11 protein-coding genes are annotated in these 13,264 nt (G+C 65.3%); 9 read left to right on the forward strand and 2 right to left on the reverse strand.

Going from position 1 to position 13,264, the window contains the following annotated elements; genetic code table 11:
- Nucleotides 1–219: 219 nt before the first annotated feature.
- The gene (locus ACZ5TO_RS07080) at nt 220–1,392 is read left to right on the forward strand and encodes an OmpP1/FadL family transporter (protein ID WP_464800019.1); all 1,173 of its coding nucleotides are present in this window, start codon (nt 220–222) and stop codon (nt 1,390–1,392) included.
- A 363-nt stretch (nt 1,393–1,755) separates the two neighbouring features.
- On the forward strand, nt 1,756–2,559 hold the full coding sequence (exoR, locus tag ACZ5TO_RS07085) for an exopolysaccharide production regulator ExoR (protein WP_184141931.1): 804 nt from the start codon (nt 1,756–1,758) through the stop codon (nt 2,557–2,559).
- Between the two features lie 30 nt (nt 2,560–2,589).
- Here exoR and xth read toward each other — a convergent pair whose 3' ends face one another.
- Both xth and erpA read right to left on the reverse strand, forming a co-directional pair.
- Nucleotides 2,590–3,384: an exodeoxyribonuclease III gene (gene xth / locus ACZ5TO_RS07090; RefSeq protein ID WP_464800344.1), complete on the reverse strand. Its 795-nt coding sequence runs from the start codon at nt 3,382–3,384 to the stop codon at nt 2,590–2,592.
- A gap of 33 nt (nt 3,385–3,417) precedes the next feature.
- Nucleotides 3,418–3,750 carry an iron-sulfur cluster insertion protein ErpA gene (erpA, locus tag ACZ5TO_RS07095; protein ID WP_184141929.1) on the reverse strand — a complete coding sequence of 111 codons (333 nt, stop codon included), beginning with the start codon at nt 3,748–3,750 and terminating at the stop codon, nt 3,418–3,420.
- 220 nt (nt 3,751–3,970) lie between these two features.
- Here erpA and ACZ5TO_RS07100 point away from each other — a divergent pair, with 220 nt between their 5' ends.
- The 7 genes from ACZ5TO_RS07100 to ACZ5TO_RS07130 all read left to right on the forward strand — a co-directional run bounded on the left by ACZ5TO_RS07100 (nt 3,971) and on the right by ACZ5TO_RS07130 (nt 13,187).
- Entirely contained in the window at nt 3,971–5,188 is a 1,218-nt protein-coding gene (locus ACZ5TO_RS07100; protein ID WP_464800020.1) for a deoxyguanosinetriphosphate triphosphohydrolase, read from the forward strand.
- Between the two features lie 65 nt (nt 5,189–5,253).
- The gene (argS, locus tag ACZ5TO_RS07105) at nt 5,254–7,014 is read left to right on the forward strand and encodes an arginine--tRNA ligase (protein WP_184141925.1); all 1,761 of its coding nucleotides are present in this window, start codon (nt 5,254–5,256) and stop codon (nt 7,012–7,014) included.
- Nucleotides 7,015–7,143: 129 nt separating this feature from the next.
- Nucleotides 7,144–10,140, forward strand: coding sequence for an SPOR domain-containing protein (locus tag ACZ5TO_RS07110; protein WP_464800021.1), 2,997 nt, complete (start codon nt 7,144–7,146; stop codon nt 10,138–10,140).
- Nucleotides 10,141–10,239: 99 nt separating this feature from the next.
- Nucleotides 10,240–11,259 carry a beta-N-acetylhexosaminidase gene (gene nagZ, locus ACZ5TO_RS07115; RefSeq protein ID WP_464800022.1) on the forward strand — a complete coding sequence of 340 codons (1,020 nt, stop codon included), beginning with the start codon at nt 10,240–10,242 and terminating at the stop codon, nt 11,257–11,259.
- Nucleotides 11,260–11,334: 75 nt separating this feature from the next.
- A complete protein-coding gene (locus ACZ5TO_RS07120; RefSeq protein ID WP_464800345.1) occupies nt 11,335–12,150 on the forward strand; it encodes a segregation and condensation protein A in 816 nt (271 codons plus the stop codon).
- Nucleotides 12,143–12,856: an SMC-Scp complex subunit ScpB gene (scpB, locus tag ACZ5TO_RS07125; RefSeq protein ID WP_464800023.1), complete on the forward strand. Its 714-nt coding sequence runs from the start codon at nt 12,143–12,145 to the stop codon at nt 12,854–12,856. The genes ACZ5TO_RS07120 and scpB overlap by 8 nt, the downstream gene beginning before the upstream one ends.
- Before the next feature lie 136 nt (nt 12,857–12,992).
- Nucleotides 12,993–13,187: a twin-arginine translocase TatA/TatE family subunit gene (locus ACZ5TO_RS07130; protein WP_184141917.1), complete on the forward strand. Its 195-nt coding sequence runs from the start codon at nt 12,993–12,995 to the stop codon at nt 13,185–13,187.
- The last annotated feature ends 77 nt before the right edge of the window (nt 13,188–13,264 follow it).

Consider the following 13,264-nt stretch of genomic DNA (forward strand, 5'->3'; position numbering starts at 1 on the left):
AAATAAAATTCCTCTGTATCGGGTAGAATTCACGGCGGAGAGAATTCCATTTCAGGCGCTTCGATTGATGAGGGGCTTCACTAAAAACTTACGTAATTTTTTGAAGCGTAGTTGAAAATCATCCGCGAAAAGTGGGGTTTGCCAAGCCGACTCTCCTCTCCGATAGTCATGTCGGATCGGGCGGTGGAGAGGCCGCCTCAGGACTTCGGGGGAATAGGAATGATCAACACGCTCTTCAAGAACGGACTTCTGGCAGCGGTGGCTCTGGCCGCCCTTGCCGGCGCGGCACAGGCGGGCGGTTTCAGCCGCGGCGAGGCGGACACGGACATCCTGTTCGAAAGCGGCGACTTCATCTTCCGGTCGGGAGCGACCTACGTCTCCCCGCGGCGCCAGTTCGCGACGACCGGCGGTACCGCCAACACTGACGGCGTCTACACGAACGGCTACTGGATCCCGAGCGTCGCCGCCAAGATCGGCGTTTCCGAGAATTTCGCCTGTGCGCTGACGTACACGCAGCCCTTTGGCGGCGATGCGACCTACGGTATGGACGTGCGCATGGCGCAGCTTGCAAACGGCAGAACTCCTTACGGCGACAAGTATTTCGATACGAACGAATACGGTGCGACCTGCGACGTCAAGTTCGATGCCGGCGCAGGCAAGATTCACCTTCTTGGCGGCGTTTTCATGCAGGATTTCAGCTATACCGCCGTCAACGAGGGCGATACCATCCCTCTCTATCTCGCATCGGGTAAACCGTATGGCACCCTGCGCCTGAACGATGACTCGGCTTTCGGCTATCGCTTCGGTGCCGCATACGAGATTCCGGAATATGCGCTCCGCGTCTCCCTTCTTTATCGTTCCAAGGTCAAGCATGAAGCGGACGAAGGCTCTTTCGACCTCGGTGATCTCGGTACGACTCTTCTGCCGGCGAAAGGCTACGGAACGCTGCCGCAGTCGCTGAAGCTCTATGCACAGACTGGCGTGGCCCCCGGCTGGCTCGTCTATGGCTCGGTCAAGTGGACCGACTGGAGCGTGCTCGACGCGCTGAACTATACGATCACCGGCATCGGTGCGCTGCAGGACGTCTATAACTGGAGCGACGGCTGGACCGTTCAGGCGGGTGTGGCGCACGTCTTCAATGACAAGCTGACCGGCACGGTCAACCTGACCTGGGACAAGGGTGTCAGCACCGGCGCCGATATCTACACCGACACCTGGACGCTCGGCGCGGGCATTCAGGCCAAGGTCGGTCCGGGCGACCTGCGCTTCGGCGGCGCGGTCAGCTACCTGACCTCCGGCAGCCAGTCGGTTGCCGAAAAGGCGACCTTCGACGCGACGACCGACGGTGATTGGGCCTACGCCATCACCGGCTCCTACAAGATCTCGTTCTGACCGGAATTTGGGGATCGCGCATGAATTGGGCCCGGCGTCATCGTCGGGCCCTTTTGTTTGGTTAACGTTTTCTTGCTGTATTCAGCTCCCGCTGCGGGAGTCACAGCGATGTCTGAAAAAATGTGACGGAATCGCAACACATTTTTTTCCAGAGTTTGCTACACCAGCCGGGAAGCGTCCAAATGTCCATTTCCCGCCACAAACGGAGCGCAGCGATGAGGACATGTAGACGCGTGGAACCGCGCCAGGGAAACGATGAGCCAGCCGATGTCATTGCCGCCGGAACTGCCGGAAGCCCGCACGAGAGCCGTGCGTTTCCGGTTCGGTGCAGCGACGAAAGCCAGGCGCGGAACTGAAGAACTGATGCCCAAGTCCGAGTTGTTGCCGATGAAAGTACTGGTAATGGGCCTATGCCTTTCCCTGTCCTGCGGGGCGGCGTCCGAGGCCCTCGCATTCGATCCCCAGGCAGGCGTCAGCAAGGAGAGCGGGCCCTTCGACCTCTTCAAGTTCGGCTTCTTCTCCTACAAGGAAGGGCGCAAGAGCGATGCCGTCGAGGCCTATCGCTACGCCGCGGAAAAGGGCCATACGGGCTCGCGCTGGGCCCTTGCCAACATGTATGCCGACGGCGACGGCGTGCCGGAGAACGATCTCGAAGCCTTCAAGATGTACAGCGAGATCGCCCAAGCCGGCGTCGAGCCGGGCTCGGAAGATACCGGCTATTTCGCCAATGCGCTGATCGCGCTTGCCAGCTACTACCGCCGCGGCATTCCCAACAGCCCCGTCAAGATCGACCTCACGCAGGCCCGCCAGCTCTATTTCCAGGCGGCCTCCGCCTTCGGCATTCCCGAGGCGCAATTCCAGCTCGGCCGCATGATGCTGACGGGCGAGGGCGGCTCCGTCTCCGTCCATCAGGCCAAGAAGTGGCTGAACCGCGCCCGCAACAACGGCCATGCCGGCGCCATGGGCCTCTTCGGCAATATCCTCTTCCAGGAAGGCGATACGGCCCGGGGCCTCGCCTTCATGACCGCCGCGCTCGAGCATTGTCAGCCGAAGGACTGCGGCTGGCTGCAGTCGACGCAGGAGGAGGCCTTCTCCGTCGCAAGCGAGGAAGACCGCCGCAAAGGCGTCGAGCTCGCGCACAACATCCGCTTCAATTCGGGCGAGTGATGCCGGCAGGCAGGTGAGGGGCAATCCCTGCTATCGTGCCGCGTAATCCAGCACCGCCGCTACCGGCACATGGTCGGATGGTTTCTCCCAGTTGCGGACGTGCTTTTCCACCGCCGTCGAGAGGAGGCGGTCGGCCGCTTCCGCCGACAGCAGCAGATGGTCGATGCGGATGCCGAAGTTCTTCGGCCAGCAGCCCCCCTGGTAATCCCAGAACGTATAGAGCGGCACCGTGTCCGTCGTGGCGCGCACCGCATCGGTGAGGCCGAGGTTTTCGAGACGGCGGAAGGCCTGACGGGTGGCCGGCAGGAAGAGCGCGTCGCGCGCCCAGACCTTCGGGTCCCAGCAATCGTGCGGCTCGGGAATGACGTTGTAGTCGCCGGCAAGGATCAGCGGCTCCTCGAGCGCGAGGCGGCTTTCGGCGAAGGCGGAAAGCCGCTCCATCCAGGCAAGCTTGTAGGGGTACTTGACGGGATCGTCCGCCGGGTTGCCGTTGGGCAGGTAGAGCGAACAGACGCGGATTGCGCCGCCTTCCACGGAGTAGACGCCCTCGATGAAGCGGGCCTGCTCGTCGCCGTCGCCGCCCGGCAGGCCGCGGTTCACCTCGTCGGGCCGGATCCTGGAGAGGAGCGCGACGCCGTTGAAACCCTTCTGGCCATGCGTTTCGACATGGTAGCCGAGCGCCTCGATCTCGCCGCGCGGAAAGCCCTCGTCGACCGTCTTGATTTCCTGCAGGGCCACGATGTCCGGGTTGGACTCCTTCAGCCAGGCGAGAAGATTGTCGATGCGCGCCCGCACGCCGTTGATGTTCCAGGTGGCAATCTTGATCGGCATGCGGGTTCCGTTTTCGGTTGGGGATGGTCAGATCGAGAAGCTGGTGCCGCAGCCGCAGCTTGCCACCGCATTCGGATTGTTGATCTGGAAGGACTGGCCCAGCAGGTTGTCGACGAAATCGATTTCCGATCCGTCCATGTAGACGAGGGAAAGCTGGTCGATCAGCACGCGGGCCTTGTCCTTCTCGAGCACCAGGTCGTCGTCCTGCTGGTCCTCGACGAGGTCGAACTTGTAGGAAAAGCCGGAGCAGCCCCCGCCCTCGACGGAGACGCGCAGCGCCTGCTTTTCCGGCGCTGCGCCGAGGATCGACGCGATGCGCCGTGCGGCGGCGTCGGAGATGGTTACGGACTTGTCGGTCATGTCTGCCTCCTGCCGGGGTCAAGATCCGGAGAGAATCGCTTTGCCGCATGCGGCCGGAAAACGGTGTTCCATCGAGCCGGCTCTTGCCGCCGTTTAAATCAAGCCATTGAGAAGGCTTGTTTTTCAGGTGCGGCTTGCGGCCGGCCTTGCCGCTATGCACACTATAGGTATGAAGGCATCGCGGCCGCGTCAATACGGGCGGCGTGAATGCAGGTGACGAATGACATTCGACAGACATGCGCTGGGTTTCGGCGCCGGGCAGCGCGCCATCTACGCTTCCGATCCCTGGGCGACCCGCGGGCGGCTCTTCCCGGAGCCGGAGAGCCCGACGCGCTCGGATTTCCAGCGCGACCGCGACCGCATCGTCCACACAACCGCCTTCCGGCGCCTCAAGCACAAGACGCAGGTCTTCATCGCCGCCGACGGCGACCATTACCGCACGCGCCTCACCCACACGATCGAGGTGGCGCAGATCGCCCGCGCGCTCGCCCGCGCCCTGAAGCTCGACGAGGACCTCGCCGAGGGCGTGGCGCTGGTGCACGATTTCGGCCATACGCCCTTCGGCCATACCGGCGAGGATGCGCTGCACGAGGTGCTGGAGCCCTTCGGCGGCTTCGACCACAATGCCCAGTCGCTGCGCATCGTCACCAAGCTGGAGCGGCGCTATGCCGAGTTCGACGGGCTGAACCTCACCTGGGAGAGCCTGGAAGGCCTCGTCAAGCACAACGGCCCGCTGATCGGCCCGACGGGCGAGGGCACGCACGGCGAGGTGCCGCGGCCGATCCTCGACTATTGCGCCGTACACGACCTGGAGCTGTCGAGCTTCGCGAGCCTGGAGGCGCAGGTGGCGGCGATTGCCGACGATATCGCCTACAACACCCATGACATCGACGACGGCCTGCGCTCGGGCTATCTCGATTTCGCGATGCTGGAGGAGGTTCCCTTCCTCGCCGGGCTGATGCGGCAGGTGCACGACCGCTATCCGGGCCTCGAAGAGCCGCGTTTCACCCACGAGATCATGCGCCGTCAGATCACCGCCATGGTGGAGGACGTGATCGGCTATGCCCAGCAGGCGATCCGGCAGGAGCGGCCGGAAAGCGCCGACGACGTGCGCAAGGCGCGCCGGTGCCTCGCCACCTTCTCCGAGGAAATGGCCGTGACGGACCGGCAGATCAAGAAGATGCTCTTCTCGCGCATCTACCGGCACCCGGAGGTCATGCGCGTGCGCGCCAACGCCGCCTCGATCCTGACGGACCTCTACCACGCCTATATGGACGATCCGCAGCTCATGCGCGGCCACTACTGGGTGGACCGCATTTCCACCATGCCGGAATCGGCCCGCGCCCGCCATGTCGCCGACTATCTGGCCGGAATGACCGACAATTACGCGATCGACACGCACCGCCGGCTGTTTGACCATACCCCGGAATTGCGATAGTCAGCCGCCCACCTGAACTTCTTCGCAGGAACGGCCCCGATGGCTACTGCGCGCGGATGGATGAGATGAACCTTTTTACAGACTTCGACAACAGAATCAAAAACGTACTCGAAGGACTTGAAATCGTCCGTGAGAAGCGATCCGAGGTGGATTTCGCCCGCGTCAGCGTCGAGCCGCCGCGCGATGCGAGCCACGGCGACGTCGCGACCAACGCGGCGATGGTTCTCGCCAAGCCGCTCGGCCTCAACCCGCGCGCGCTCGCCGATCTGATCGTCGCCGAACTGAAGAAGGACCCGGAAGTGGCCGAGGTCGGCGTCGCCGGCCCGGGCTTCATCAACGTGCGCCTCTCCGTCGCCTACTGGCAGAAGCTGCTGGCGGCGATTGTCGAGGCCGGCACGGACTACGGCCGCGGCACGCTCGGCGCCGGCCGCAAGGTGAACGTCGAATATGTCTCGGCCAACCCGACCGGGCCGATGCATGTCGGCCATTGCCGCGGCGCGGTGGTGGGCGATGCGCTCGCCAACCTGCTCGCCTTCGCCGGCTATGACGTCGTCAAGGAATACTACATCAACGATGCGGGCGCGCAGATCGACGTGCTCGCCCGTTCCGCCTTCCTGCGCTACCGCGAGGCGCTGGGCGAGACCATCGGCGATATCCCTGCCGGCCTCTATCCGGGCGACTATCTCGTCCCCGTCGGCGAGGCGCTGGCGGCCGAGCACGGCACGACGCTGCGCGCCATGCCCGAGCACCAGTGGATGCCGATCGTCAAGGAAAAGGCCATCGAGATGATGATGGCGATGATCCGCGAGGATCTGGCCGCGCTCAACGTCACGCATGAGGTGTTCTATTCCGAACGCTCGCTGCATGCCGGCAACGGCGCGCCGATACGCACCGCCATCAACGACCTGACCTTCAAGGGCCATGTCTACAAGGGCGTGCTGCCGCCGCCGAAGGGACAGCTCCCGGAAGACTGGGAAGACCGCGAGCAGACGCTGTTCCGCTCGACGGAAGTGGGCGACGACATCGACCGCCCGCTGATCAAGTCGGACGGTTCCTATACCTATTTCGCCGCCGACGTCGCCTACTTCAAGGACAAGTTCGACCGCGGCTTCGACGAGATGATCTACGTGCTCGGCGCCGACCACGGCGGCTACGTCAAGCGCCTGGAAGCCGTCGCCCGCGCGGTTTCGGAAGGCAAGGCCAAGCTGACGGTGCTGCTCTGCCAGCTCGTCAAGCTCTACCGCGACGGCGAGCCGGTCAAGATGTCGAAGCGCTCCGGCGACTTCGTCACGCTGCGCGACGTGGTCGAGGAAGTCGGCCGCGACCCGGTGCGCTTCATGATGCTCTACCGCAAGAACAGCGAGCCGCTCGACTTCGACTTCGCCAAGGTGACCGAGCAGTCCAAGGACAACCCGGTCTTCTACGTGCAGTATGCCCATGCGCGCTGCATGTCGGTGTTCCGGCAGGCGGGCGAGGCCTTCCCGGGCCTCGACATCGCCTCGCTCGACCTTGCGGGCGCGATTGCCGGCAATATCGCCGATCCGAGCGAGTTGCACCTTCTTGCGAAACTGGCAGAATATCCCCGTGTCGTCGAAGGCGCTGCACTGGCGCATGAGCCTCATCGTATCGCGTTTTACCTCTATGATCTTGCCAGCGCCTTCCACGCGCACTGGAACAAAGGTAAGGAACAGCCGGAATTACGGTTTGTTAACGATAAAAATAGAGAATTGAGCATCGCCAGACTTGGGCTGGTGCACGCGGTCGCATCTGTTCTTAAGTCGGGCCTGTCCATTACAGGCACGGCAGCACCGGACGAAATGCGCTGACGTCACCATTTGCCCACAATAAGCTGGCAGACGCGTTTTTGTAGCTTGTGAGTGGGAAGCAGTATGGCAGACAAGAACTTCGCGCGAAGCGGAACCGCTGACACGGACCTCTTGGCAGACGATGATCCGTTGAGCGAGCTTGCCCGTCTCGTCAACTTCGACCCGCGCCCCGTTCAGGGCGCGGATGCGGCTTTCTCTGCCGCTCGCCCGGCGCCGTCCCGCCAGGAAAATCCCGTTCTCGCCCTCGAAGACGAGCTGATGCGCGCCTTCGAGCAGTACGATGCGCCGGCGCGCGTCGTTGCCGAGCCGGTCGTCGCCGAGGCCATGCCGCGTCATGTCGAGCCCGTTTTCGAGGAGCCGCTGCCGGCCGCCGAAGACCGGGCCGCCTTCATCGACGAGACGCCGACGCGCGATATCCCCGCAAGCGCCTACCGGCACCCCGAGCCGGCTTTCGCAGAACCGTCCTTCACCGAGCTTTCCGAGCCGGTGGAAGCTGAGGATCCGTCGCTGTTCCTTGCGGACGAGCTGGAGGCCTCCGTCCATGAGGTGCCGGCGGTCGATGCCGAGCCGGTCGCCCATGCCGGCCTGCAGTTCGCCGACCGTTTCGAGCCGCGCTTCGAGGAGACGCCGCGCCAGGAGCCGGCGGCCGATTTCCGCGCCGAGGAGCATGTCGAGGAGAATGCGCCGCAGCCGGCCTTCCTCGGTCTCCAGCCGGTGACGGAAGAGCCGCTCTACGAGGAGGACATGAGCCTCGACCTGGAGCGCGAGCTGGAACTGTCCATCGGCGACGGCTTTGCCGACGAGGCCGCCGCCGAGGCGACCTTCGCCGAGCCGCTTCCCGCCGTCGCGGACGTCCATGCCGAACCCGAATTCGGCAACTGGTCGGATACCCCGGCGCCCGATGTCGCCGCCTTCGCGGTGGAGCCGGCCTATGCCGGCGAGGAGCCGAAATTCGTTTCGGAGATGCCGTTCGAGACGCGCGAGGAGCGCGCCCATGCGGTCGCCGAGGCCGAGACGCAATGGCAGGCCGAAGCCCTCGATCCCGTCTTCGAGGCCGCGCCGGACTATCAGGTCCAGTCGGTCGAGAAGGGCGGCAGCTACGATCACGACGATCTGCTTGCCGAGGTCGAGCGCTATCCCGTGCCGGAAAGCCGTTCGCCGTTCTCCGAGACCGTTACGGCCGCTGCCGCGGTGACCCCGCGTCATTCGCCGGCCAATATCCCGGCCCTGTTCGGCCGTGCGACGCCCGTCGTCCACCGCGAGCCGGCGCCGGCGACGGTCGTAGCAACCGTCGAGGAGGCGGTCCGCGCGGTGGAGCCGCCCGTCGCCGAGACGCGCAGCGAGCCCTTCGTGCTTCCGACGCCCGCCGTTCGCGAGCCGGATCTCGATTTCGACACGATGGAATTCGACCTTTCCGACATCGAGCTCGACCTTTCCGATTTCTCGCTGGACGACGAGCCGGTGAAGGAAGAGGCAAGGCCCGCGCCGGTGAAGGCCGAGATCGTAACGCCCGAGATCGCAAGGCCCGTCCAGCCGGTCCAGGTCGAGACGCCCGTCCGCCGGGAGCCGGCCGTCGCCGTGCCGGTCGCGGCCTATAGGGCCCCGCAGCCGGCTGGCGTCGATGCCGACGGCGCGCTGCCCTTCGATCCCTCGCTGATCGCCGAGACCGACGAGGGCGTGACCCCCGTCACCGAACTGGACGTGCCGCAGCTTCCCGTCGTCGAGAAGGAAAAGCCGCCGGTCTACCAGCAGGACTACGATTTCGACATCGACGCCGAAATGGCGCAGCTCTTCAACGAGCCTGCCGCCAAGCCGGTGCATGGCGAGGACCCTTCGGCAGGCGTTGCCGCCGCCAGCCAGCCGGTCACGCAGATCAACGACGTCGACGATTTCGAGCGCGCGCTGGAAGAGGATTTCCGCCGCTCGCTGAACCAGCCGGAGCGCATGGCCATTCCGGTCGATCCGGGCCAGGCGAACGGCCTTTATGGCGGCGACGGCTATGACGACGCGCAGGCACGCCCGCGCCGCGGCATGCTGATCGCAGCCTCGGTCGCCGGTCTCCTTCTCGTCGGCGGCGGTGCGGTCTATGCCTGGTCCGCGCTGACGGGCGGTGCGGAGGGTTCCGGCGAGCCCCGCGTCATCCTCGCCGACAAGGACCCGGTCAAGGTCGTGCCCGAGGAAAAGGGCGGCAAGACCGTCCCCAACCAGGACAAGGCCGTCTATGACCGCGTCGCCGGCGACAAGGTCACGCGGCCCCAGCAGGAACAGCTCGTCACCACGCGGGAAGAGCCGGTCGACGTCGTGCAGCGCACGCTGACGCCGGAAGCGCTGCCCGACGACAGCGCCGATACCGGGCTTGCCGACGACGACAGCCGCCTGCTTCCCGGCGTCGACGAGCCGGAGACGGCAAATGCCGAGGCCGGCAACAAGCCGCTCATCTCGCCGCGCAAGGTCAAGACGATGATCGTCAAGCCGGACGGCACGCTCGTCGCCCGCGAGGATACCGTCACCGAGCCGGAAACGGAAACCGCCAGCCTCGACGCCAAGGCCACCGCGACGACCGGCCAGGCCTCGGGCGAGGCCTCCGCGACGGTCGATGCCGACGCGTCGCTGCGCACCGAGCAGGCATCGGCGGAAGCCCGTCCGCGCTCGGCGCTCGCCGAGGCTGCCGAAGCCAAGGTGGAAGACACCGCGCCCGTGCGCACCGTCAAGACGACGACCATCGGCGCCAACGGCACGACCAGGACGGACGACAGCGCGCCGGTTCCGGAAACCCGGCCGATCGACCAGCCGGTCAACGTCGTCGGCACCGTGACGGAAACGGGCCGCCAGAAGGCCACGGAAACGCAGGCCGGGCAGACGCAGGTCGCGGCCGTCGCGCCGGGCGGCTACGTCATGCAGATCGCCTCGCTTCCCTCGGAGGCCGAAGCGCAGAAGTCCTATGCCGCGCTTTCCAAGAAGTTCTCCTCCGTGCTGGGCGGCCATGGTGTCGATATCCAGAAGGCGGAGATCGCCAACAAGGGCACCTATTTCCGCGTCCGTATCCCCGCGGGCTCGCGCGAAGAGGCCATCGCCCTTTGCGAGCGCTACAGGGGCGCGGGCGGAAGCTGCCTCGTCACCCGCTGAGAACCGGGCTGGAACAGGAAAGAGGCGCGGCCGGTCCGCGCCTCTTCGATTCCGGGCATAGCGTTCATCTTTTCCCTCCGAACCTCTAAGATTGCGGACATGAGCGAATCGAAATCCTTCATTTCGGGCTGCAAGGGCCTGAGCCTCACCGCCGACGAAAAATCCTTCTTCCGCAGCGAGCGGCCATGGGGCTTCATCCTCTTCGGCCGCAATATCGGCGAGCCGGCGCAGGTCGCCGACCTCACCGCCGAGATGCGCGATTGCATCGGCGGCGGCGCCGACATCCCGGTGCTGATCGACCAGGAGGGCGGCCGCGTCCAGCGCATCAAGCCGCCCTATGTCCAGCAATATCCGAATGCCGCCGCGCTCGGCGCCATCTACCGCGCGGACGAGGAAAAGGGCCTGCGCGCCGCCTGGCTGATGTCGCGCCTGCATGCCTTCGATCTCCTCCGCCTCGGCATCAACGTCGATTGCCTGCCGGTGCTCGACGTCGCCGTGCCGGGCGTCCACGACGTCATCGGCAACCGCGCTTACGGTCAGGAGCCGGAAATCGTCTCGGCGATGGGCAAGGCTGCGGCCGAGGGGCTGAAGGCCGGCGGCCTGCTGCCCGTCATGAAGCACATGCCCGGCCACGGCCGCACCATGGTCGATTCCCACCATGACCTGCCGGTCGTCCATGCGGGCCGGGAAGAGCTGGAGGCCTGCGACTTCGTGCCCTTCCGCCGCATGAAGGACGAGCTGATGGCGATGTCCGCCCATATCGTCTACACCGCCATCGACCCCGACAATCCGGCGACCACCTCGCCGACGGTGGTGCGCGAGATCATCCGCGGCCATATGGGCTTTGACGGCCTCCTGATGTCCGACGACGTGTCGATGAACGCCCTCAAGGGCGATATTGCCGAAAGAACCCGGGGAATCGTTGCCGCGGGGCTCGACATGGTGTTGCATTGCCATGGCATCATGGACGAAATGATCGCGGTGACGGAAAACGTTCCGCCGCTTGCCGGCGAGAGCCTCAGGCGCGCCAATGCGGTGCGCGCGGGCTTCCGCGCGCCGGACGGGGCGGACGAGCATGCGCTGCGCGAGGAGTTCAACGCGATGATCGCGGTGGCCTGACGGGCAGGCAGAGGGAGAAACGTGCAGGCAACGGAAGGCAAGCCACAGAAGAAGGCCCGCGGCGCGGATGCGCCGATGGAGGACCTGTGGCAGGAGGGCGCCGAGGGGCGGGGCCTTTCCGAGGAGAGCCTCGTCGTCGACCTTGCCGGCTTCGAAGGCCCGCTCGACCTTCTCCTCCATCTCGCCCGCACGCAGAAGGTGGACCTCACCCGTATCTCCGTGCTGGCGCTTGCCGAGCAATATCTCGCCTTCATCGACCGGGCGCGAAAGATCCGCATCGAGCTTGCCGCCGACTACCTCGTCATGGCGGCCTGGCTCGCCTACCTGAAATCGCGCCTGCTCATCCCGAAGCAGGCGAAGGACGACGGCCCGTCCGGCGAGGAGATGGCCGCGAGCCTCGCCTTCCGCCTCAAGCGGCTGGAGGCGATGCGCGATGCCGCGACGCGCCTCATCAACCGCAACCGCCTCGGCCGCGACGTTTTTGCCCGGGGCATGCCGGAGCACATCGTCACCGAGCGCCGCTCGGCCTTCGAGGCCTCGCTCTACGATCTTCTCAGCGCCTACGCTTCCCTGCGCCAGCGCCACGCCATCACCCAGGTCACCATCGAGAAGCGCAATGTCTGGTCGCTCGCCGATGCGCGCGAACTCCTGCAATTGCTCATCGGCACCGTGGAGGACGACTGGACGGCGCTCGACCATTTCATGCTGCGCTATCTCAGCGACCCGACGGAACGCACCACGGCGATTGCCAGCGCCTTCGCAGCGACGCTCGAACTCGTCCGCGAAGGGCGGCTGGAGCTGCGGCAGGACGGCGTTTTCCAGCCGATCTACCTGCGCCGCGGCCCGAAGGCCGGCGAGGGCGGCGAGGAAGGGAGCGCTCCGCGTGACTGAAGAGGAGGAGCGGGCCGAGGTCCTGGCGGAGGAGGGTACCGTCGTCGATCCGCGCCGGCTGCACGAGGCGGGACGCATTGCCGAGGCGCTGGTCTTCGCCTCCGCCGGCCCTGTCTCAGAAGCCAATATTGCCGAGCGTCTGCCGCGCGGGGTGGACGTGCAGCATGTCATGCGCGCGCTCAAGGGGTTTTATGCCGGTCGCGGGGTCAACCTCGTGCAGGTGGATGATTCCTGGGCCTTCCGCACGGCGCCGGACATGTCCTTCGTCATCCGCACGGACGAGACCGAGGTGCGCAAATTGTCGCGTGCCGCGCTCGAGGTGCTGTCGATCATCGCTTATCACCAACCCGTGACCCGCGCCGAGATCGAGGATATCCGCGGCGTACAGACCTCCAAGGGCACGCTCGACGTGCTGATGGAGGCGGGCTGGGTGCGGTTTCGCGGCCGCCGGCGCTCGCCGGGCCGGCCCGTCACGTTCGGCACCACGCGCGATTTTCTCGACCATTTCGGCCTGGAAGAGCTGCGCGACCTGCCCGGATTGGACGAATTGAAGGGCGCGGGCCTGCTTTCAGGCCGGATTCCTGCCAATTTCCAGGTGCCGCTGCCGCTCGGCGAGGACGAGCTTGCCGAGGACGAGGATCCCATCACGCAGATGGACCTGGAGGAGCTCGGCCTTCTTGCGCCGGGCGGCCATGACGAGGAATAGGGCCGGAGGCGGTCGCGACAATCATCCTTCTGATTGCGCTACGTCACGCTTTCGGCTAACCAGCGCGGCATACTAGTGTTTGAAAAAGACGGCTGAACGTCTTACATCGGGGTTAGTCCGAAAGGGAGTCAAGACAATGGGTTCTTTCAGCATCTGGCATTGGCTGATCGTTCTGGTGGTGGTGCTGCTGCTGTTCGGCCGCGGCAAGATTCCGGAACTGATGGGCGATGTCGCCAAGGGCATCAAGAATTTCAAGAAGGGCATGTCCGACGAGGACGCTGCCGCCGAGCAGGCCAAGACCGTCGATCACAAGGCCGACGAGGTCAAGTGACCGGCAGCACGGCGCCGCGCGTCATCCGTGACGCGCAAGGACGCGCCGTCGTCGGCGGCGCTTCACGGTCTATGAGG

Source organism: Shinella sp. Sh6 (assembly GCF_055392685.1).

What these genes read in the sequence shown, in the direction of transcription:
- ACZ5TO_RS07080 (WP_464800019.1), top strand. Translation starts at nt 220, where the DNA reads ATGATCAACACGCTCTTCAAGAACGGACTTCTGGCAGCGGTGGCTCTG.
- exoR (WP_184141931.1), top strand. Translation starts at nt 1,756, where the DNA reads ATGCCCAAGTCCGAGTTGTTGCCGATGAAAGTACTGGTAATGGGCCTA.
- erpA (WP_184141929.1), bottom strand. Translation starts at nt 3,750, where the DNA reads ATGACCGACAAGTCCGTAACCATCTCCGACGCCGCCGCACGGCGCATC.
- ACZ5TO_RS07100 (WP_464800020.1), top strand. Translation starts at nt 3,971, where the DNA reads ATGACATTCGACAGACATGCGCTGGGTTTCGGCGCCGGGCAGCGCGCC.
- argS (WP_184141925.1), top strand. Translation starts at nt 5,254, where the DNA reads ATGAACCTTTTTACAGACTTCGACAACAGAATCAAAAACGTACTCGAA.
- nagZ (WP_464800022.1), top strand. Translation starts at nt 10,240, where the DNA reads ATGAGCGAATCGAAATCCTTCATTTCGGGCTGCAAGGGCCTGAGCCTC.
- ACZ5TO_RS07120 (WP_464800345.1), top strand. Translation starts at nt 11,335, where the DNA reads ATGGAGGACCTGTGGCAGGAGGGCGCCGAGGGGCGGGGCCTTTCCGAG.
- ACZ5TO_RS07130 (WP_184141917.1), top strand. Translation starts at nt 12,993, where the DNA reads ATGGGTTCTTTCAGCATCTGGCATTGGCTGATCGTTCTGGTGGTGGTG.